This window comes from Buttiauxella sp., assembly GCF_049686335.1.
Taxonomy (GTDB): Bacteria; Pseudomonadota; Gammaproteobacteria; order Enterobacterales; family Enterobacteriaceae; genus Buttiauxella.
This window is the reverse complement of sequence record NZ_JBAVHX010000005.1, coordinates 55956-77775: the sequence shown is the minus strand read 5'-3', so window position 1 is coordinate 77775 and position 21820 is coordinate 55956. Positions and strand designations below refer to the sequence as shown.

The 21820-nt window shown below is 49.8% G+C and carries 19 protein-coding genes; 15 read left to right on the top strand and 4 right to left on the bottom strand.

Annotated elements, in window-relative coordinates; genetic code table 11:
• Both WBL83_RS04920 and WBL83_RS04915 read left to right on the top strand, forming a co-directional pair.
• Nucleotides 1-749 (top strand): RHS repeat-associated core domain-containing protein (locus WBL83_RS04920; RefSeq protein WP_424588103.1); only part of this gene is annotated, 749 nt, incomplete at its 5' end.
• Nucleotides 750-1137: 388 nt separating this feature from the next.
• Nucleotides 1138-2187, top strand: coding sequence for a tetratricopeptide repeat protein (locus tag WBL83_RS04915; RefSeq protein ID WP_424588102.1), 1050 nt, complete (start codon nucleotides 1138-1140; stop codon nucleotides 2185-2187).
• Between the two features lie 299 nt (nucleotides 2188-2486).
• On the opposite strand, the gene yiiM is transcribed toward WBL83_RS04915, so the two are convergent.
• Both yiiM and sodA read right to left on the bottom strand, forming a co-directional pair.
• Complete coding sequence (gene yiiM / locus WBL83_RS04910; RefSeq protein WP_424588101.1) at nucleotides 2487-3161, bottom strand: 6-hydroxyaminopurine reductase; 675 nt, start codon at nucleotides 3159-3161, stop codon at nucleotides 2487-2489.
• Between the two features lie 78 nt (nucleotides 3162-3239).
• Nucleotides 3240-3860 (bottom strand): superoxide dismutase [Mn], encoded by a 621-nt coding sequence (gene sodA / locus WBL83_RS04905; protein WP_424588100.1) that lies wholly within the window; start codon nucleotides 3858-3860, stop codon nucleotides 3240-3242.
• A 280-nt stretch (nucleotides 3861-4140) separates the two neighbouring features.
• Here sodA and WBL83_RS04900 point away from each other — a divergent pair, with 280 nt between their 5' ends.
• Both WBL83_RS04900 and rhaT read left to right on the top strand, forming a co-directional pair.
• Complete coding sequence (locus tag WBL83_RS04900; RefSeq protein WP_424588099.1) at nucleotides 4141-5562, top strand: arabinose isomerase; 1422 nt, start codon at nucleotides 4141-4143, stop codon at nucleotides 5560-5562.
• Nucleotides 5563-5755: 193 nt separating this feature from the next.
• The gene (gene rhaT / locus WBL83_RS04895; RefSeq protein ID WP_424588098.1) at nucleotides 5756-6790 is read left to right on the top strand and encodes an L-rhamnose/proton symporter RhaT; all 1035 of its coding nucleotides are present in this window, start codon (nucleotides 5756-5758) and stop codon (nucleotides 6788-6790) included.
• Here rhaT and rhaR read toward each other — a convergent pair whose 3' ends face one another.
• Nucleotides 6791-7639 carry an HTH-type transcriptional activator RhaR gene (gene rhaR / locus WBL83_RS04890; protein ID WP_424588097.1) on the bottom strand — a complete coding sequence of 283 codons (849 nt, stop codon included), beginning with the start codon at nucleotides 7637-7639 and terminating at the stop codon, nucleotides 6791-6793.
• A 158-nt stretch (nucleotides 7640-7797) separates the two neighbouring features.
• Nucleotides 7798-8634, bottom strand: a complete 837-nt coding sequence (gene rhaS, locus WBL83_RS04885) for an HTH-type transcriptional activator RhaS (RefSeq protein ID WP_424588104.1) — start codon at nucleotides 8632-8634, stop codon at nucleotides 7798-7800.
• A gap of 303 nt (nucleotides 8635-8937) precedes the next feature.
• Here rhaS (WBL83_RS04885) and rhaB point away from each other — a divergent pair, with 303 nt between their 5' ends.
• From rhaB to WBL83_RS04830, 11 genes are all read left to right on the top strand, one after another.
• Entirely contained in the window at nucleotides 8938-10410 is a 1473-nt protein-coding gene (gene rhaB, locus WBL83_RS04880) for a rhamnulokinase (protein ID WP_424588096.1), read from the top strand.
• Nucleotides 10407-11666, top strand: coding sequence for an L-rhamnose isomerase (rhaA, locus tag WBL83_RS04875; RefSeq protein ID WP_424588095.1), 1260 nt, complete (start codon nucleotides 10407-10409; stop codon nucleotides 11664-11666). The genes rhaB and rhaA overlap by 4 nt, the downstream gene beginning before the upstream one ends.
• Nucleotides 11667-11775: 109 nt before the next feature.
• On the top strand, nucleotides 11776-12600 hold the full coding sequence (gene rhaD, locus WBL83_RS04870) for a rhamnulose-1-phosphate aldolase (RefSeq protein WP_424588094.1): 825 nt from the start codon (nucleotides 11776-11778) through the stop codon (nucleotides 12598-12600).
• Between the two features lie 146 nt (nucleotides 12601-12746).
• Nucleotides 12747-13739, top strand: a complete 993-nt coding sequence (rhaS, locus tag WBL83_RS04865; protein WP_424588093.1) for a rhamnose ABC transporter substrate-binding protein — start codon at nucleotides 12747-12749, stop codon at nucleotides 13737-13739.
• Nucleotides 13740-13894: 155 nt separating this feature from the next.
• Nucleotides 13895-15406 (top strand): sugar ABC transporter ATP-binding protein, encoded by a 1512-nt coding sequence (locus tag WBL83_RS04860; RefSeq protein ID WP_424588092.1) that lies wholly within the window; start codon nucleotides 13895-13897, stop codon nucleotides 15404-15406.
• Nucleotides 15406-16425 carry an ABC transporter permease gene (locus WBL83_RS04855; protein WP_424588091.1) on the top strand — a complete coding sequence of 340 codons (1020 nt, stop codon included), beginning with the start codon at nucleotides 15406-15408 and terminating at the stop codon, nucleotides 16423-16425. Before WBL83_RS04860 ends, WBL83_RS04855 begins: the two co-directional genes overlap by 1 nt.
• Nucleotides 16422-17426, top strand: coding sequence for an ABC transporter permease (locus tag WBL83_RS04850; protein WP_424588090.1), 1005 nt, complete (start codon nucleotides 16422-16424; stop codon nucleotides 17424-17426). Before WBL83_RS04855 ends, WBL83_RS04850 begins: the two co-directional genes overlap by 4 nt.
• Before the next feature lie 155 nt (nucleotides 17427-17581).
• Nucleotides 17582-18730, top strand: coding sequence for a lactaldehyde reductase (fucO, locus tag WBL83_RS04845; protein ID WP_424588089.1), 1149 nt, complete (start codon nucleotides 17582-17584; stop codon nucleotides 18728-18730).
• A complete protein-coding gene (gene rhaM, locus WBL83_RS04840) occupies nucleotides 18727-19041 on the top strand; it encodes an L-rhamnose mutarotase (protein ID WP_424588088.1) in 315 nt (104 codons plus the stop codon). Before fucO ends, rhaM begins: the two co-directional genes overlap by 4 nt.
• 176 nt (nucleotides 19042-19217) lie before the next feature.
• On the top strand, nucleotides 19218-20540 hold the full coding sequence (locus WBL83_RS04835) for a 6-phospho-beta-glucosidase (protein ID WP_424588087.1): 1323 nt from the start codon (nucleotides 19218-19220) through the stop codon (nucleotides 20538-20540).
• A gap of 18 nt (nucleotides 20541-20558) precedes the next feature.
• Complete coding sequence (locus WBL83_RS04830; RefSeq protein ID WP_424588086.1) at nucleotides 20559-21809, top strand: PTS sugar transporter subunit IIC; 1251 nt, start codon at nucleotides 20559-20561, stop codon at nucleotides 21807-21809.
• The last annotated feature ends 11 nt before the right edge of the window (nucleotides 21810-21820 follow it).

The window sequence follows — 21820 nt, the reverse complement described above, 5'->3', positions numbered from 1 at the left end:
ATCAGCCACTGAGAATGCAGGGCCAGCAGATCGATGAAGAATCGGGGCTGCATTATAACCGGCACCGTTATTACGACCCGGCTCAGGGAAGGTATATCAGTCAGGATCCGATTGGGTTGGCGGGAGGGTGGAATCCATATACTTATCCGTTAGATCCTATTCAGTCGTTAGATCCTTTGGGTTTAATAAATTTTGGAACAGGAATGACCAATATTGGCACGGCAGTACAATCTGCCGGTACATATTTACCACAGGGGGAGGCTACAACAGCAATTGGAAATATATCATCAACACTAGGTGCATGGACTCCAGGTTCTGAATATCTAAAAGCATGGTCGATTGATACACCGTTCCTTGCTCTTACAGCAATATTTGGGCCAGCTGCATCGGTCACAAAAATGTTCGTGAGCTCATTTATAGGCTGTGGAGCTAACACCACATATCAGATAAATAAAGGAGAAGATTTTAACTATGCAGATGCATCTTGGGCGGCACTAACCAGCGCTTTAGCGCCAGGGAGAGGGCTCATTCAAAATACATTGCTTGCTATGGGGACTACATATCTTAACAAAGGGGATAATCCAGGAGCTGTAGGAGGTGCAGGGCTTGGTACTATAGCCAGTGAAGTTGTGGGAGCTATTGCTCCTAATTTCATACCAGATCCTATAATAAACTTTATTGGAAGCATGACTTACGAGACAATAGGAGATGACACCGAAACCATATATAACGCAGGAAACGAAAAATGAGGAAAAATATCATCGTTTTTCTTAGCCTTTATGTGTATTTTTTCATCGCGCTATTTTTAATATGTTTTAGTGGCGGAATTATTGTGAGAGTGGTTTATTTTACACAATACCAAGAATGGCCTAATCTTCCATTTGATTTCAAGGGATATTCAATTAAAGCTAGTATTTATGGCACCGCTTGCTGGTTATTATCAGTTATTTATAAAATTAACAATTGGGATACGCGGCCCAAAAAAAGGAAGTGAAAGACTATCAAACCAAAAATTATGGTTAGTTAACAAGAAAGGAATGCTTTACTTCTTTTGATAGTCATTTTCAGAAACACAAAAATAATATAACTCTAACTTCATTTAATCTTCTAATGAAAATGTTAAATCTATAAACAATTATGGCACCATATGATCAAAAAACATTACAATTATTTATTATTGAGAATATATCAATGAGAAAAAATTATTTAGGTTTTCTTATTATTATAACCATTGCAACAGTAACATCATTAGGGGTTTATACACATCAATCATTGTTTCATAAATATAAAAAAGTTAATGCTATCAAAAAAGTCAAAAAAAATGACCTTTGTAGTGTTATTAACCAAGTAAAAAAAGCAGCTAAACAAGGTAATGCAGAGGCCCAAAATGATTTTGGTATTTTATATCAATATCACAACTGTATAGAAAGGAATAATGGTCAGGCAGTGCATTGGTATAGCAAAGCAGCAAATCAAGGCTATGCAAATGCACAATTTAATCTTGGGATGGCTTATGTTAATGGTAGCGGTGTCACTAAAGACCTTCGACAAGCAATATATTGGTATCAAAAAGCAGCAGCGCAAGGTGATGCAAATGCACAAGTAAATCTTGGTATGATGTTTTTTAATGGGCAAGGAATAGCCAAAGACTATGGCAAAGCTAAATATTTATTTGAAAAAGCAGCTGAGAAAAATAATACTATTGCAATGACCAATATCGGATATATGTATAAATCAGGCATTAGTGTCATTCAAGATAATATCAAAGCTGTCGAATGGTATCAACAAGCCGTCGAATTGGGATCGATGAAAGCTCGGAATGCACTCGCTTGGTTTTATGAACAAGGATTAGGAAATCTTTCTTTAGACAAAGCAAAGGCTGCTTCATTATTTAAGGCATCTGCCTGTCAAGGATATGCTATAGCCCAAAATAATGTAGGGGAATTATATTCAAGCGGTGGAGACACACTACCATATGATGTTGTCAAAGCTTATGCCTGGTATAAAACTGCATATTCAAATGGCCAAGCAGATGCAAATAAATCATCAGAAGAGCTGGTGAAAAAATTAACACCAGAAGAACTTGTATTAGCAAAAAAAATGGCAACTGAATACATCAAAAAATATCCCTCCCCGCTGGATCAAGAGGATACTTATAAGTCTGACGCAGAGTGTAAATATCCTTAATCTACCACTATCATAAAAACGAACCCCTAAAGGTTCGTTTTTCACATTCAACTCACATCAGCTCTCTTTTGTCTGCTGCACGGTTTTGTTTATCGGTAACGGCAAATAATCCCTTATCCGTAGACCGCCACGCTCGCTGACGCCGATATCTAACAAGCCATTATGAACCAATCTCAGGATCTATATCCTTAGATGGGGGATATTCTGGAGATGTTTTCACAGGAGCGAGCGATGCTTATGGATTTGGTATTCAACAAGGCAATAAATAATCTTCACTTGTTGAATACCTTTTAAATACTTTACTTCCCAATCAGGCGTCGGGAATTATCCTCAACCTTACCCGAAATCCGCCGTTTCTGCATGGTGCGCGTCCAGCTCACCGACAGCCCCGCAGCACTGAGCAAGCGATGATACTGCTCGTCGTCAAACGGCATATGCCAGGCGATAGCGATCGCTTCTGCCACCGACACATCGCTTACGCGAGAAACTAACTCCAGCGGCGATTGCGTCGAAACATTACCTGCCATCACCACACGATATAACCAGCCGATACGCCCGGTCTTCTGCATCAATGAGGCCATATCACTGATACCGAAATGATAGTTCAGCTTGAAGCACGGTGAACGTGGTTGCGTGACCTGAATCAGCGCGTTGTCCCAGCGAAAAATATCACCGATATAGACATCGTGTTCTGTCAGCCCGTGAGTTGATAAGTTTTCACCGAACGCGGGAGCGGTAAACAGATCGGCCTGCTCCGGAAATTCCCGTGCCCAGTGAAGGTAATGCTCACGAGGATAGTGGCACAGCGCACGATCCGGCCCGCCGTGAATGATTTTTTCAGCCTGCTGATCACCTTCCAGACCAGATTCAGTGAGTTTTAGCTCACCATCGACCTGATATTTGGCGATAGCGCTCGGCCTGCTGCCTGCATATTCACGAACTTTTCCAATATAAACGTTAAGTGGATAGTGCATCTGCTCCTCCCTGTGGCCTGACTACAGATATAAAAAAAGCGAGCCATCAGGCTCGCCTCTGCGCAGTTGCATTGCAACTTATTTTTTAGCGGCAAAACGCGCTGCTGCTTCGTCCCAGTTCACTACATCCCAGAATGCTTTGATGTAGTCAGGGCGACGGTTTTGGAATTTCAGGTAGTAAGCGTGTTCCCACACATCCAGACCCACGATTGGGAAACCGGATACGCCAGAAACGGCTTCACCCATCAGCGGGCTATCCTGGTTTGCGGTAGAAACCACAGCCAGTTTGTCGCCTTTAAGAACCAGCCACGCCCAGCCAGAGCCGAAACGTGTGGCTGCTGCTTTCTCGAATTCAGCTTTGAAAGCATCAATGCTACCGAAATCACGCTCGATGGCAGCTTTCAGGTCACCTTGCAGAGTAGTGCCAGTTTTCAGGCCTTTCCAGAAGAAGCTGTGGTTAGCGTGTCCGCCCGCGTTGTTGCGCAGAACGGTTTTTTTGTCAGCTGGCAGTTGATCCAGTTTGGTGATCAGCTCTTCAACTGGCAGGCTTGCGAACTCTGGCAGAGATTCCAGCGCTGCATTCGCGTTATTCACATACGCCTGGTGGTGTTTGCTGTGATGGATTTCCATCGTTTCTTTGTCGAAATGAGGTTCCAGGGCGTCATAAGCGTAAGGCAGGGATGGCAGGGTATAGCTCATATTCTTAACTCCTTGAAGGGGTAAAGTATCAACTGGCGCATATCTGTTAACGCCGCGTAATCAGTTGGTTCATTATAGTTAATTAAATGATATTGAAAATGATTATCAATGCCGTAGTTTTTATAAGGTTATAGCTTTTCTTTATAATGGCGATAATGTGAACAATGTCAGGTAGATAAATCGTTTTTTGCCACCTGCGACATAAACTGGCACTGCTACAAAGGCAGTCTGGTTCAAATAAGGCGATAGTCGGCGCTTCTTTTCTGCCTGGAGCATGATTATGTCGCTTAACGTCGCCCTTTTCGGTATCGGCCTTGATACCTACTGGCCGCAGTTTGCTGGCCTTGAACAGCGTCTGACTGGCTATCTGCAGCAAATTGACCAGCGCCTTGGTGAGTGTAATGCATCGGTTTTCAATGGCGGCCTGATTGATAGCGTTGTCAAAGCCGATCACTTTGCCACGCAACTTCAAAGCCAGCCGGTCGATGCTATCGTGCTATACATCAGCACTTATGCCCTGAGTTCCACAGTTCTGCCGCTGGTACAGAAAATCAACAAACCGCTAATTATCCTCGCATTACAACCTGAGTTAGGTTTGCCGTACGAGAAAATTCGTCACATGGCCGATCGAGGCGAACGCACCGGCGAATGGCTGGCACATTGCCAGGCATGTAGCGCACCGGAACTGGCGAACGTGTTCAATCGTGCGGGGATTCGCTACCAGCTGATTGTTGGTGCTTTGCATGGCGATGATTATGTCTGGCAACAAACGGAACAGTGGCTGCAAGCGCTGGAAGTACAAAAGGGGTTAGCGGCCTGCCAGGTGGGTGTTCTGGGGCATTACTACAACGGTATGGTGGACGTTTACAGCAATATGACCAACCTGAGCGCCAGACTCGGTGTGCGTTTCAAGCCGTTGGAAATGTGCGAGCTGGCTGAATATCGCGAGCAGGTTACGCCATCTGCCAGCATGGAAAAATGGCAAGAAGTGGAAGCCACCCTGCAAATCGACCCTGCCTGTGAAAAAGCCGAAGTAGAACGGGCCGTTCAGACCGCCTGTGCCATGGATAAACTCGTTGAAAACAATCAGCTTGGTGCACTGGCGTATTACTACGAAGGGCGCAACGGCAACGCCTGCGAAAATATCATTACCTCAATTATTCTCGGTAACACGCTTCTGACGAGCAAGGGTATTCCCATCGCCGGGGAATATGAAATCAAAAATGTGCTGGCGATGAAAATCCAGCAACTGCTTGGCGCGGGAGGCTCATTTTCAGAGCCATATGGCATTGAATTTGCTGATGACGTGGTGCTGTGGGGGCATGATGGCCCAGCGCATCCGTTGATGGCTGAAGGGAATGTGCGACTGGTGCCACTGCCGGTTTATCATGGCAAACCAGGCAAAGGCGTCTCAATTCAAATGACGGTGAAAACTGGCCCCGTAACTTTCCTGTCGATTATTGAAGACGCGCAAAACAGTGTGCGCTTGCAGTATGCCGAAGGAGAGGCCGTTGTCGGCGAGGTGCTGGATATTGGCAACACCAATAGCCGTTATCGCTTCCCTCTGTCGGCGCGTGATTTCACCACGCAATGGAGTACAGGTGGCCCTGCTCACCACTGTGCTATTGGCCTTGGGCATCAGGGTGCAGTGCTGGAAAAGCTCGCCTGGTTGCTTGGCCTACAGACCTCAAAAATCTGTTAGTCCGAAAAACGATGGGCGTCGGTTATAAAAAACTGTGAGCGCCATCAATCGTACCCCCTCAATTTTGCCAGGTTTCCCCCTGCCACGGCAGCACATGGAAGGTTAGCCAGTTGCTCAATCCTTAGACTCAGTGGCAATGGGGTAGCCAGCTGTCACCTCGGAGTTATTTAGTTAAAACAGAGGGATATGGATAATGAGTAATGCAATAACAATGGGGATAATCTGGCATCTTGTGGGTGCCGCGAGTGCAGCCTGTTTTTACGCCCCTTTTAAAAAAGTAGAACGTTGGTCATGGGAAACAATGTGGGCGGTTGGTGGCTTCGTTTCATGGATAGTTTTGCCGTGGACGGTGAGTTACGTATTACTTCCTGATTTTTGGGCTTACTTCGGTTCGTTTAACGCTTCGACATTACTGCCGGTATTTTTGTTTGGCGCGATGTGGGGAATAGGGAATATTAACTATGGCTTGACGATGCGTTATCTCGGCATGTCGATGGGCATCGGTATCGCGATTGGCATCACGCTGATTGTCGGGACCTTAATGACGCCGATAATTGCCGGAAAATTTGATGTGCTGATTGGCACACCAGGTGGACGCATGACGCTGTTGGGGGTGTTAGTTGCGCTGGTAGGGGTGGCGATTGTTACCCGTGCGGGACAGTTGAAAGAACGCAAAATGGGTATCAAGGCCGAAGAGTTCAACCTTAAAAAAGGGCTGATTCTGGCTGTGATGTGCGGCATCTTCTCGGCAGGCATGTCTTTTGCGATGGACGCCGCAAAACCGATGCATGATGCTGCAGCTGCACTGGGTGTGGACCCGTTGTATGTGGCATTGCCAAGTTATGTAGTGATAATGGGAGGCGGTGCGCTGATTAACCTTGGCTTCTGCTTCATTCGTCTGGCCAGGATGAAAGACTTGTCGATCAAAGCCGACTTCTCACTGGCAAAACCACTCATTATCAGCAATGTGTTATTTGCCGCACTCGCAGGTTTGATGTGGTATCTGCAATTCTTTTTCTACGCCTGGGGCCACGCCAAAATTCCTGCACAATACGACTATATGAGCTGGATGTTGCACATGAGTTTCTACGTGCTGTGTGGCGGGTTGGTTGGCTTGATTATGAAAGAGTGGAAATCAGCAGGGAGACGTCCTGTTGGGGTACTGAGCGTGGGTTGTGTGGTGATAATTATTGCTGCAAATATTGTCGGCCTGGGCATGGCAAATTAATTACGTTTCAATAGTATAACGGAGACGCCATACCCGTGGCGTCATCCCGGTCTCTTTTAGAAACACCACCGAAAAATAGTTACTGTCCTCAAAGCCGCAACGCGTGGCGATATCACCAATCAACAAATCACTATGACGCAATAAATCCTGTGCCTGGCAAATGCGCAGCTGGCGTAAATACTGGCTGATACTCATGCCGGTTTGCTGACGGAAAAGCTGTCGTAAATTGCGCTCTGTCACCTGATGCTGCTGGCAGAACTGCGCAAGCTCAAAGGAAGAATCGAGGCTTTTCCCCAGTGCTGCCATCAATAAATCGAGAGTTTCACTGCTGTTGGGTCCGTTATCATCCTGAGACTGATAACGATGGCGATGCAGCAAAATGCACAACTGCAAAAACAAGCTCTCGGTCAAACACACCGACAGCGCGTCTGTTTTGACACTTTCGTGTTCCAACTGACCAATTATTTGCCGTGCTTGTGTCATACCGTGGCTGCTTAGCCGCCAGCGCGGATCTTTCCCCACCGTCCGCGCGCTATGCAACAAATCGTTCCAGTCGACGTTGAGTTTGAGCCGTTCAGGACAATAGATAATGTTATGCAGAACTAATCCGTTAACCGACTCATAACTATGGCGGTCTTCCGCGCGGATATAAAACAGGTCACCACAGGTGATGCGATAAGGGCGGTCGTTAAGGATGTGCAAGCCGTTGCCACGCCACACCAGCACCAGTTCACAGAAATCGTGTGTGTGTTCAGCAAAGACATTTTGCGGATAGCGGTCTGCCACCGCCACGGGTTGCGCGGAAGTGACAAAGAAATCTGCTTTCTTGAGAATTAAATGACCCGCCACCGTGATGCCTCAAAAACCGAAATCTAAACGGTGGATGACGCTGTGCTTATCCACCCTACAAAACCAGCATCGTAGGTCGGATAAGCGCAGTGTCATCCGACAAACTAACGGGCAAGTATTGGCTTTTTTGGTTAAAAAAACGGTGATTGCCTTCGCGATTACTGAAGTTGAGTATCTCGCCCCTGGCGAATTTCACGTGGTGACCAGGAAAATTCACGTTTAAAAAGCGTTGAGAAATGATTGCTGTCGCCAAAACCGCATTGGAAGGCGATGTTTGTGACGCTTTCGTCTCCGTGACGTAACAGGTGGCGGGCTTTCATCAGCCGTAAACGGTTGAGATAACGCTGGGGCGTCATGCCGGTTTGCTGTTTAAGCTGGCGATGTAAGGTGCGCAGAGATAGCGTGAATTGCCCGGCTAACTCCTCCCAACAAATATCCTCAACGAAGTGATCTTCAAGCCATGCCATCAGTTGATTTAATCGCCCTTCAGAGTTAGTGGCACCTTCCATCATGCTGCCTTTACGCAGCAGCACCAGCAACTGCATAAACAGAATTTCACGATTGGCTATGGAATGGGTATCCGCCGCTTCGCCAATGTTCTCAAACTGCTCAATCAGGCCACGAACCTGCTGCAAAACGGGCTGATTCACGCGCCAGTGCGATGGGTAATGGCCATCCTGCTCCTGGGGCAATAATTTATCCAGCCCGGATAAAAAGCAAAATGCGTCCGGTGCGCGATAAAGAATATTGGTCAGACAGAGATTTTCGGTGTGTTCATACAAGTGACGGTCATGATCGCGCACAAAGCAGACTGAACCTCCACTTAATGTATACGGTTGACCGTTAAAAACGTGTGTTCCAGTACCGTGCTCAACAATGACAATTTCACAAAAGTCATGATGATGTTCAGGGAAAGCTGCCTGGGGTAAACGCGGCTCAATCGCCACCGATGCATGCCCTGATGGGAAAAAGTCAAAACCATGTAATACCGTCATCATCATTACCCCCAAGCTTTTTTAACATTGCCTGATAGTAGATAACGATTCTCATCTGTACCTTAAAGTTTCGACACGAAATCAGTTAAAACTTGCTCGTTTTTTAAGAATGGATGGGAATTATCAGGAAATGCGGCGAGCATCACAAGCTAATGAATAAAGGGTGTAAACATAAATCTGTGACATGACTCACGTTCACCTTTGCTTCTTTGCCAGCGGCGGATTTGTACTGTCAGTAACGAGAAGGTGAGCGACTGCGTTACTTTTTAGAGTGGGGTCAATTAATTTAGTAAGGACCCCAAAATGACTCTACGCCATAGTGTTGCGGTAGACCTGGGCGCATCAAGCGGCCGTGTCATGCTGGCACGCTTTGAACGTGATACCCGCAGCATTTGTTTGCGAGAAATTCATCGCTTCACCAACTGCTTAAAACAGGTCGACGGCTCCACTGTCTGGGACGTAGACGCGCTGGAGCTGGAAATCCGTACCGGCCTGCAAAAAGCCTGCGACGAAGGTATTGCCATCGACAGTATTGGAATCGACACCTGGGGTGTCGATTACGTGCTAATTGACGGCGAAGGTCATCGCGTCGGCCAGCCTGTTTCCTATCGCGACAGCCGCACCGACGGCGTGATGGACACCGCTTTTAACCAGCTTGGTCGTGACGAAATTTACCGTCGCACTGGCATCCAGTTCATGCCTTTCAACACGCTTTATCAATTGCGTGCGCTGGTGGAACAGCAGCCAGAATTGATCGATAACGTCGAACATGCGCTGCTGATCCCGGATTATTTTTGCTACCGCCTGACGGGTGCACTGAACTGGGAATACACCAACGCCACGACCACACAACTGGTGAATATCAACAGCGACAACTGGGATGAAACGCTGCTGGATTGGGCTGGCGTGCCGCACAAATGGTTCGGTACACCGACGCATCCGGGCAATGTCATTGGCCAGTGGGTTTGCCGCGAAGGCAACAAAATCCCGGTGGTTTCGGTTGCGACACATGACACCGCCAGCGCTGTCATCGGCGCACCGCTTAAAGATAAAGATGCTGCTTATCTCTCTTCCGGCACCTGGTCGCTCATGGGTTTTGAGAGCAAAACACCGTATGCCACCAGCGAAGCATTGGCTGCCAACATCACCAACGAAGGTGGTGCGGAAGGGCGCTACCGGGTCCTGAAAAATATTATGGGGCTGTGGTTGTTGCAGCGCGTCACTAAAGAGTTGGGCATTACCGATCTTGCGGATCTTATCGATCGCACTCGACAGACAGCCGCCTGCAAATTTGTCATCAATCCAAACGACGATCGTTTTATTAATCCTGAAAGCATGAGCCGTGAGATTCAGGCGGCATGTCGCGAAAGCAATCAGCCGGTTCCGTTCACTGACAATGAACTGGCGCGCTGTATTTTCGACAGTCTGGCGTTGCTGTATGCCAAAACCCTTCAGGAACTGGCCACCGTTCGCGGTCGCCCATTCAGCTGCCTGCATATTGTGGGCGGCGGTAGCCAGAACACATTACTCAACCAGCTTTGTGCCGATGCCTGCGGCATCCCGGTGCTTGCCGGTCCCATTGAAGCTTCAACACTTGGCAATATTGGCTGCCAGTTAATGGCGCTGGATGAAATCACCGATGTTGATGACGTCCGCAAAATTGTCGCAGCCAGCTACGAACTGAAAACTTTTATCCCCCAAACAGACAGTGACATTGCCCGGTACATCGAGCAGTTTCCGCTGAATACTCAAACACGTAAGGAGTTTTGCGCATGACCACCTCTCTCGAAACAGCCTGGGAACTGGCAAAACAGCGCTTTGCTGCTGTCGGTGTTGATGTTGAATCCGCACTGCAACAGCTCGACCGCTTGCCGGTTTCTATGCACTGCTGGCAGGGCGATGACGTTGCGGGCTTTGAAAACCCAGAAGGCGCATTGAGCGGTGGGATTCAGGCGACGGGTAACTACCCTGGTAAAGCACGCAACGCTCAGGAATTACGTACCGACCTGGAACGCGCATTATCGTTAATTCCAGGCCCAAAACGCCTGAATCTTCATGCTATTTATCTGGAATCAGAGAAGCCTGTTTCCCGCGACAAAATCAAACCAGAACATTTTAAAAACTGGGTTGAGTGGGCGAAAGCCAACAAATTAGGGCTGGATTTCAACCCGTCGTGCTTCTCGCACCGACTCAGCGCTGACGGTTTCACGCTGTCCCATGCTGACGATGAAATCCGCCAGTTCTGGATTGATCACGTTAAAGCCAGCCGTAGAGTATCGGCGTACTTTGGTGAGCAACTGGGCACCCCGTCAGTGATGAACATCTGGATCCCGGATGGCATGAAAGACATCACGGTGGACAGACTCGCCCCGCGCCAGCGTCTGGTCGCAGCTCTCGATGAAGCGATGAGCGAAAAACTCGACCCGCAACACCATATCGACGCGGTGGAAAGCAAGCTGTTCGGGATTGGCGCAGAAAGCTACACCGTCGGCTCCAACGAATTCTATTTCGGTTACGCCACCAGCCGCCAGACGGCGCTGTGTCTGGATGCAGGGCACTTCCATCCGACCGAAGTTATCTCCGACAAAATTTCCAGTGCGATGCTGTATGTGCCGCGCCTGCTGTTGCACGTGAGCCGCCCGGTCCGTTGGGACAGCGACCACGTGGTGCTGTTGGATGACGAAACACAAGCTATCGCCAGCGAAATTATCCGCCACGACCTGTTCGACCGCGTCCACATCGGGCTGGATTTCTTCGACGCCTCCATTAACCGTGTCGCTGCCTGGGTTATCGGCACCCGCAATATGAAGAAAGCGTTGCTGCGTGCATTGCTGGAACCAACAGAAACGCTGCGCCAGCTTGAGCGTGAAGGCGATTACACCGCGCGCCTGGCGCTGCTTGAAGAACAAAAATCACTGCCGTGGGCAGCGGTTTGGGAAATGTATTGCCAGCGTAACGACACGCCGGTTGACGCCCAGTGGCTGAAAACTGTGCGGACATATGAACAAGACGTGTTGAGCAAACGCGGCTGACCACTCAATGGTGGATGACGCTTCGCTTATCCAACCTACAACTCATGACAAAACGTAGGGCGGATAAGCGTTAGCGCCATCCGCCAGAATAAAACAGGAACACAAGACTATGCAGAACATCCTTAACGCCTGGTTTGTAGAAGGCATGATCAAAGCAACAAGCGATGCCTGGCTGAAGGGCTGGGACGAGCGCAACGGTGGCAATATCACCATGCGTCTGGATGAGGCGGACATCACGCCATTCGAGGCTGAGTTCCACGCGGCTCCACGTTATATCGCTTTGAGCCAACCGATGCCTGAACTGGCGAACACGCCGTTTATCGTCACGGGCTCTGGCAAATTCTTCCGCAACGTACAATTGGATCCGGCAGCAAATATTGGCGTGGTGAAAGTGGACAACCGCGGTACGGGCTACCACATTTTGTGGGGGCTTGAGAACGAAGCGGTGCCAACGTCTGAACTGGCATCACACTTCCAGTCACACAGCGTTCGTATCAGAACGACTGGCGGAAAAGACCGTGTGATTATGCACTGCCACGCCACCAACCTGATTGCCCTGACCTACGTGCTGGAAAACGACACCGACGTGATTACCCGCAAACTGTGGGAAGGCAGCACCGAATGTCTGGTGGTATTCCCGGATGGTGTCGGCATTCTGCCGTGGATGGTGCCGGGCACTGATGAAATTGGTAACGCGACGGCGGGTCAAATGGAAAAACATTCGCTGGTGCTGTGGCCGTTCCATGGCGTATTCGGTAGCGGCCCAACGCTTGATGAAGCGTTTGGTCTTATCGATACCGCCGAGAAGTCTGCTGAAGTGTTGGTAAAAGTTATTTCGATGGGCGGCATGAAACAAACCATCAGCCGTGACGAGCTCATTGCGCTCGGCAAACGTTTTGGCGTGACCCCATTGGCCAGTGCTTTAGAGTTGTAAGTCGTAAATCTGTAACGGTGGATGACGCTGCGCTTATCCACCCTACTTGAATAAAGTGAATTGTAGGTCGGATAAGTAAAGCGTCATCCGACATGCCGACATAATAAAAAATACCTGCAAACCCTACCTACATCGGAGTACAAGCAATGAAAACAAAAGCAATATTAGGTTGTACGCTTACCGTTGTCGCACTCGCACTGTCCACCTCTGCCTTTGCTGAAGTGAAAATCGCACTCGTGGCGAAATCACTCGGTAATGGATTCTTTGAAGCCGCAAACGTGGGGGCTCAGGAAGCCGCCAAAGAAATTGGAGATGTAAAAGTCATCTACACCGGCCCAACGACCACGACCGCCGAAGCACAAATTGAAGTTCTCAACGGCTTGATCGCTCAAGGTGTTGATGCCATCGCCATATCTGCCAATGACCCTGATGCGCTGGTTCCGGTGCTGAAAAAAGCCATGCAGCGTGGTATTAAAGTGGTTTCATGGGATTCCGGCGTAGCAAAAGATGGTCGCCAGATTCACCTGAATCCTTCCAATAACGCATTGATTGGCGAAACCAACGTCAAACTGGCTGCTGATGCGTTAAAAGCGATGAACCTCGAAAAAGGTGATGTCGCTATCCTTAGCGCCACACCAACCTCAACCAACCAGAACATCTGGATTGCTGAGATGAAAAAGGTGCTGCCTAAGTACCCATCGGTCAATATAGTCACCGTCGCTTATGGAGACGATCTCTCTGATAAGAGCTACCGTGAAACCGTCGGTTTGCTGAAATCCTATCCTGATTTGAAAGTCATTGTTTCTCCTTCTTCCGTCGGGATTGTGGCCGCAGCACAAGCGGTGAAAGACCAGGGGAAAATTGGCAAAGTTTATGTGACTGGCCTCGGCCTGCCGTCTGAAATGGCGGGTGCGGTGAAATCGGGAGCGTCGAAAAGCTTCGCTATCTGGAACCCAATCGATCTGGGTTACGCCGCCACCTATCTGGCTGATGATTTAGTTAAAGGCACCGCCACCAAAGATGAAGCCAGCATGGGTAAACTGGGCAAAGTGAAACTGGACGCCGATGGCAGTGGCGCCATGGCTGAGCCATTTGTTTACGATGCCAGCAACATCGATAAATTCTCCAAAATATTCTGATTGGGTTTTAAACAACCCTCACCCTAACCCTCTCCCTGAGGGAGAGGGGATAGATTGGTGTTCTCCCTCTCCAGGGGAGAGGGAACCTTCTTTTCCCCCTCTCCTGGGGGAGAGGGCCGGGGTGAGGGCGATCTGATTCAATGGAGAATAAAACCATGACACTCACTACACCCTTGCTGTCCCTGAAGGGGATAACCAAAGTTTTCCCCGGTGTTCGCGCTCTCGAAAATGTCCACCTGGATTTGTGGCCGGGAAAAGTCACGGCGCTTATCGGTGAAAACGGCGCAGGTAAATCCACTCTGGTTAAAGTCATGACCGGGATTTATCAGCCCGAAGAAGGGGAACTGCTATATAAAGCGATACCGATAACCCTGCCGAACCCTGAAGCGGCACACAAAATCGGTATTACGGCTATCCACCAGGAAACGGTGCTGTTTGATGAACTGACCGTCACCGAGAATATTTTTGTTGGCCACTATATCTATCGTGGGCTGTTTAAAAAGCTCGACTGGCCTGCGATGCACCAACGCGCGCAGGAAATCCTCACGCGCCTTGAAGTACAAATTAATCCTCGCGCCACACTCAAAACTCTCAGCATTGCCCAACGACACATGGTGGCGATTGCGCGTGCGCTGTCGTTTGAAGCTCAGGTGGTGATCCTCGATGAACCCACCGCTGCACTTTCACAGCATGAAATTGTCGAGTTTTATCAAATCGTTGAACGTCTGAAACGCGAAGGTAAAGCCATTCTGTTTATCTCGCATAAATTCGACGAAATCTTTGCCATCGCCGATCACTACACCATTTTGCGCGACGGGGTGTACATCAGCTCCGGGAACATCAGCGAGATTACTGAAGACAAGATGGTCACCATGATGGTCGGGCGCGAAATCACGCACGCCTTCCCGAAAGTGAATTGCGAGCTCGGTGATGTGGTTCTCGAAGTGAAAGATCTCTGCCACCCAACCGAGTTTGCCCATATCAACTTCCAGTTGCGCAAAGGGGAAATCCTCGGGTTCTACGGTTTAGTCGGCGCTGGACGTACCGAATTAATGCAGGCGTTATCCGGCGTTTCGCATCCTTCCCACGGTGAGATTTTGCTTAACGACCAGTTGATGCAATTCCGCCAACCTGCGGATGCCATCAAAGCCGGGATTGTCTGCGTACCGGAAGAACGCCAGAAGCAGGGCGCGATTATCGAACTGCCTATCTACCAAAACATCAGCTTGCCGCAACTCAGCAAACTCAATCCGCGTGGCGTTTTAAACGATGCGCGTGAATGGGCACTGGCGGATGAATACGCCAAACGCTTGCAGGTGAAAGCCTTTAGCTGGAAACAACCGGTTGAAACGCTCTCTGGCGGTAATCAGCAAAAAGTGGTGATCGGCAAATGGCTGGCTACCCAGCCGACGGTGATCATTCTCGATGAACCGACCAAAGGCATCGACATTGGCTCGAAAGCGGCGGTGCACCAGTTTATGTCTGAACTGGTCGGCCACGGTCTGGCGGTGATTATGGTGTCGTCTGAACTGCCGGAAGTGATGGGCATGGCTGACCGCATTATCGTGATGCACGAAGGGTTGATGGTTGCCGAATATAAGGCAGGCGAAGCAACGGCGGAAATGATCGTCAGCGCCGCCAGCGGCTCGCATGAGGAGGCAGCATAATGTGGCAGACCCTACTCAAACATCGTGAATTTCTGCTCGCAGGCGTCATCTTGTTGATGGTGCTGGGCATTGGCAGCCGTGTGCCGTCGTTCCTGGCGCCTGGCAACCTGGTCGAGATGTTTAACGATACCTCGATTCTTATCATTCTTGCCCTCGGCCAGATGATGGTGCTGCTGACCAAAGGCATTGATTTGTCGATGGCGGCAAACCTGGCGCTCACCGGTATGATTGTCGCCTTACTCAACTTCCACTATCCGCAAATCCCCGTCTGGGCATTACTTTCGCTGGCAACGGTGCTGGGTTTAGTGATGGGCATCATCAATGGTTTGCTGGTCTGGAAACTCGGGATCCCGGCGATTGTCGTCACCCTCGGCACCATGAGTATTTATCGCGGAATTATCTTCCTGCTTTCCAATGGCGGCTGGATAAACGCCCACCAAATGAGTAGCGATTTCTTAGGATTACCGCGAGCGGTGATTTTAGGAATGCCGCTGCTGAGCTGGTGTGCGGTCGCGGCACTGTTGTTGGTCGGCTATTTCTTGCGTTACAGCCGCACTGGACGGGCGATGTACACCGCCGGCGGCAACGCCACTGCGGCGTATTACACCGGTATCAACGCCGGGAAAATGCAGTTCATCAGCTTCAGCCTTTCGGGCGCGCTGGCGGGCTTCTGCGGCTATCTGTGGATTTCTCGTTTTGCCGTGGCGTATGTCGATGTTGCGAATGGTTTTGAACTGCAAATCGTCGCTGCTTGCGTGATTGGCGGCATCAGCACCATGGGCGGCATTGGGCGCGTATTCGGTTGCTTGCTGGGGGCGCTATTCCTCGGGGTAATCAACAATGCGCTTCCAGTGATTGGCGTCTCCCCGTTCTGGCAAATGGCGATTTCAGGCGCGGTGATTGTTATCGCAGTGCTGTTGAACGAACGCGGTAACAAACGCAAAGGGCGGCTGATTCTGCGCGATGTTGCGCTGTCGAGACAAGGTCTTAACGGGCAAGAACAGGCGGTGAAACCATGAGTAAAACGCTGATTTCTGAATCTGTGCCTCAGCAGGCCACGTCGGTTCCCCTGTTCCGCCGTTTGCTGTGCTGGGAATCTTTCTTACTGGCGGTGACGCTGGCGGTATTTATCGCCAACGCGCTGGCTTCGCCTTACTTCCTCAACATCTGGAATTTGTCAGACGCGACGTTCAACTTCACGGAAAAAGCGATCATCGTTCTGCCGATGGCGATGCTGATTATCGCCCGTGAAATTGATTTGTCGGTAGCGTCGACTATCGCGCTCAGCTCCACAGTGATGGGGTTCTGTGCACAGGCGGGTGTCGATACGGCAGGGCTGGTGTGCGTCGGGCTGGGCGTCGGTTTGCTGTGCGGTTTGTTCAATGGCTTACTGGTCACGCGCTTCAACCTTTCGTCGATTGTTATCACCATCGGCACCATGAGTTTGTATCGCGGTATCACCTACATTTTACTGGGTGATCAGGCGCTTAACCACTATCCAGAAAGTTTTGCGTGGTTTGGTCAGGGCTACGTTTGGGGCGCCCTGTCGTTTGAATTTGCGCTGTTTATCGTGCTGGCGGCGGTGTTCGCTTTCTTGCTGCACAAAACGAACTTTGGCCGCCGCACCTACGCCATCGGCAATAACCCGACCGGCGCCTGGTATTCCGGTATCAACGTGAAACGTCACAACCTGATGTTGTTTGTGCTGGTGGGCGTGATGGCGGGGCTGGCGTCAGTGTTACTGACCTCACGTCTCGGCAGCACGCGACCGACTATTGCGATTGGGTGGGAACTCAGTGTGGTGACGATGGCGGTATTAGGTGGTGTCAACATTCTGGGCGGTTCGGGCAGCATGGCGGGTGTGATTATCGCCGCCTTCCTGATGGGGCTGGTGACCTTCGGTCTGAGCCTGCTCAATGTGCCGGGTATCGTGATGTCGATTATTGTCGGCGCGATGCTGATAACCGTGATTTCACTGCCAATTATTACCCGGCGCGTTTTAGCACGCCGAAAAGGATAAACCCCCTCACCCCGACCCTCTCCCCCAGGAGAGGGAGAAACCGGGCAGTTCCCTCTCCCCAGGAGAGGGAGAAACCGGACAGTTCCCTCTCCCTGGGGAGAGGGCCCGGGTGAGGGGAAAGGATTTTCAAAACATCGATATTAAGGAGAATAGCTATGAGCTTTATGTTGGCCTTACCAAAAATCAGCCTTCACGGTGCAGGTGCAATCGGCGATATGGTGAAATTAATTGCGGCAAAGCCTTGGGGCAAAGCGTTAATTATCACCGACGGGCAGTTAGTGAAAATGGGTCTGCTCAACAGCCTGTTTAGCGCGCTCGACGAACATCAACTTTCTTACGAATTGTTTGATGAAGTATTCCCGAATCCAACAGAAGAGTTAGTGCAAAAAGGCTTTGCTGCGTACCAGGATGCCAGTTGCGATTACCTGATTGCCTTTGGCGGCGGCAGCCCGATTGATACCGCCAAAGCGGTGAAAATCTTGACGGCCAATCCTGGCCCATCAACGGCGTACTCGGGCGTTGGCAAAGTCACAAATCCTGGCGTGCCGCTGGTGGCAATCAACACCACGGCCGGAACAGCCGCGGAGATGACCAGTAACGCGGTGATCACCGATTCCGTGCGCCATGTGAAAGAAGTGATTATCGACACCAACCTGATCCCAGATATCGCAGTAGATGACGCCAGCGTCATGCTGGATATTCCAGCGAGCGTCACCGCCGCAACGGGTATGGATGCGCTGACTCACGCCATCGAAGCTTACGTTTCCGTCGCGGCGCACCCGCTGACCGACGCGAACGCACTGGAGTCTATCCGTTTGATTAGCAAGTGGTTGCCGGAAGCGGTGGATAACGGGCATAACCTCGAAGCGCGTGAAATGATGGCTTACGGGCAATACCTGGCGGGTATGGCGTTTAACAGCGCTGGCCTTGGCCTGGTGCATGCACTGGCGCACCAACCGGGCGCGACACACAATCTCCCGCACGGCGTGTGTAATGCCATTTTACTACCGGTCATTGAAGCGTTTAACCGCCCGAAAGCGGTGGCACGTTTTGCGAAGGTTGCCGCAGCGATGGGCGTGAATACTCAGGGGATGGATGAAGAAGAAGCCAGTTTTGAGGCTATTCTGGCGATTCGCACGCTTTCCACACGCGTTGGCATCCCATCTGGCTTCAGCCAGCTTGGCATCCAGCGTGCAGACATCGAAGGCTGGCTCGACAACGCGCTCGCTGATCCATGTGCACCATGCAACCCACGCGTGGCAAGCCGTGAGGAAGTACGCGAGCTATATCTGGAGGCTTTATGATCCGCAAAGCGTTTGTGATGCAGGTAAATTCTGACGCGCATGAAGAGTACCAGCGGCGACACACGCCAATCTGGCCCGAGCTGGAAGCGGTGTTGAAACAGCATGGCGCACATCACTACGCCATTTATCTTGATGCGCCGCGCAACCTGCTTTTTGCCACGGTAGAGATTGAGTCAGAAGCTCGCTGGAATGCGGTTGCCCAAACCGAAGTTTGCCAACGCTGGTGGAAACATATGAGCGAAATCATGCCGAGCAACGCCGATAACAGCCCGGTGAGCGCCGAGTTAAAAGAAGTGTTTTATTTAGAGTAAGGCTTCAAATCAAACTCCTAGCCTGTCATCCCCGGCCCTGGTCGGGGATTTTTTCCCCCGCTTATTTTTAATAACCCTTATTTTTATGTGACTAACCTCCCTTGTTGCCCGAAAAGGTTGTGATATTTTCTTTTTGCAAACTGGCATACGCCAGTTAAAGTTGAAAAGGAAAATTCATGAAGCCATTAAAAATTGTGACCCTCGGCGGAGGCTCTGGCTACACGCCGGAACTAATAGACGGATTTCTTAAAAGACACGCTGAACTCCCGGTCAGCGAATACTGGCTGGTGGATATTGAAACAGGCCGCGAAAAGCTCGAAATCGTCGGGCAACTCGCCCAGCGTATGGTGAAAAAATCCGGCATTCCCATGACGGTGCACCTCACCACTGACCGCCAGCTGGCGCTTAAAGATGCTGACTTTGTTACGACGCAAATCCGTGTTGGGCAATTAGCCGCGCGGATTCAGGATGAAAAAATCCCGCTGAGTTATGGCGTTTTAGGCCAGGAAACCACTGGCCCTGGCGGGTTTATGAAGGCGCAGCGTACCATTCCGGTATTACTGGAAATCTGCAAAGAGATGGAAGTGTTATGCCCGGATGCGTGGTTGATTAATTTCACCAACCCAGCAGGCATTGTTACGGAAGCGATAGAAAAGTACAGCAAGATTAAATCGCTGGGCATCTGTAGCGGTGCCAACAGCATGATGATGGATATTGCCAAAACCTACGGCGTGGGCCGCGAGGCGATTGATGCGAGAATTATGGGGCTGAACCATTTAATTTTCGCCGACCGAATCACTCTGCATGGCACCGATGTCACGGCTGATTTTATTGAAAAACTCGCGCAAGGTGTCTCTGATAATAAATTAAAGAATATCCCCGATATTGGCTTACCTGCTGAGTTTATCCGCGCCCTGAATTTTTATCCGCTCTCATATTTAAAGTACTTCTACTTAAACCAGGAAATGGTGCAGCACGAACTCGAAGAATTGCAAAAAGGCGGTACGCGTGGTGAACGCTCACTACGCATTGAAAAATCCCTGTTTGACCTCTATCGAAACCCGGCTCTTTGTGAAAAACCACCAGAATTATCCAGCCGTGGAGGAGCTTATTATTCCGATACTGCATGCTCAATTATCAGCGCGCTCTATAACAATAAAAAAGAAGTGCATGTGGTTAACACGGCTAATCGCGGAACCACGCCAGATTTACCGGATGATGCAGTGATTGAAACCAATGCGGTGATTGATAAGCAGGGCGCACGCCCGCTGGCGTATGGGCGTTTACCGGTGCGTATTCGCGGGTTAATTCAGAGCGTGAAAGCCTTTGAAGAACTGACTATTGAAGCGGCAATGACCGGCAATACCCAAACCGCGCTACTGGCGTTGGCCGCTCACCCGTTGGTGCCGTCCGTGGCGGTTGCCGGGAATATACTCAAAGATTATTTAGCCGCGAACCGAGATTTCTTGCCGCAATACACTCTTGCCATGGATGAATAGTTATTAAAGGAATATTTCATGCAAAATTTTCTGGAAAACAGAGTTATTCCCGTCTTAATGAAAGTCGGCAATAACGTTATTTTGGTCGCCATTCGTAACGGTATCGCTTTTACATTGCCGTTTATTATTGCCGGAAGTCTGTTTCTCATTATCGCTAATTTGCCCATTCCTGGCTGGAGTGATTTTCTTGGAGTCTATGCCGATAAACTCAGTGTGCCGGTGCAGGCAACCTTCGGGATTATCGGTTTGGTTGCCGCGATTGGCATCAGCTATAACCTGGCGAAGCAATACGACCTCGATGGCTTAAGCTGTTGTTGTATTACGGTGTCGGTTTTTGTGCTGGCCCAGCTTGATAGCCATTATAAAATTAATGTCGATAACTTTGGCGCTGCCGGCTTGTTCTCGGCGATTATTTTGTCGATATTTACGGTCTATACGGTGCGCTTTTTTATCACGCACAAAATCTATATCCGAATGCCCGAAGGTGTTCCTCCCGCCGTGCTGCAATCTTTTATCAGCCTGGTACCAGCGGTGGTTTGTCTGACGTTAGTCTGGTTTGTGCGCGTGATTCTGGATTTTGATATCAATGCCTTCTTTACTTTGCTGCTCAGCCCCCTGGTTCACGGCTTAGATACCTTGCCTGGCATGTTAATTCTGGTCGCGCTCATTTCGTTATTATGGAGCTGTGGTATTCATGGCACCAACGTACTGTCCGGGATCACCAGCCCGATATTTTTAAAATTCATCGCTGAAAACACCCAGGCGTATCTTAGCGACCAGCCCGTTCCGCATATTACTGCCGAAGGATTTTATAACTTCTTTATTTGTGCCGGTGGTTCGGGAGCGACTATGGGGTTAGTGCTGGCCATGCTGCTGTCGAAGAGTCGCTATTATAAATCCATTGGTCGTGTCTCGTTTGGCCCGTCTATTTTTTGCATCAACGAGCCGGTTATTTTTGGCGTACCGATGGTACTCAACCCAATAATGATGTTCCCGCTGATCGTCGCTCCACTGGTGATTTGCACTTGTTCATATCTACTGATGGATTACGGCATTATCGGCAGGCCGGTATTCCAAATCCCCTGGACGATGCCGCCCATTCTTAATGCGTATTTCGCCACGGGCGGGAACATTCCAGCGGCAATCTGGTCAGGCTGCATGATTCTTATTTCGACGCTGATCTACTATCCATTCTTCAGAATAATGGAGGTCAAACAGCTGGCTATTGAAGCACAGGAAGCGGAATTAACGGCTGAAGTGGTACACTAACGGCCCGACGA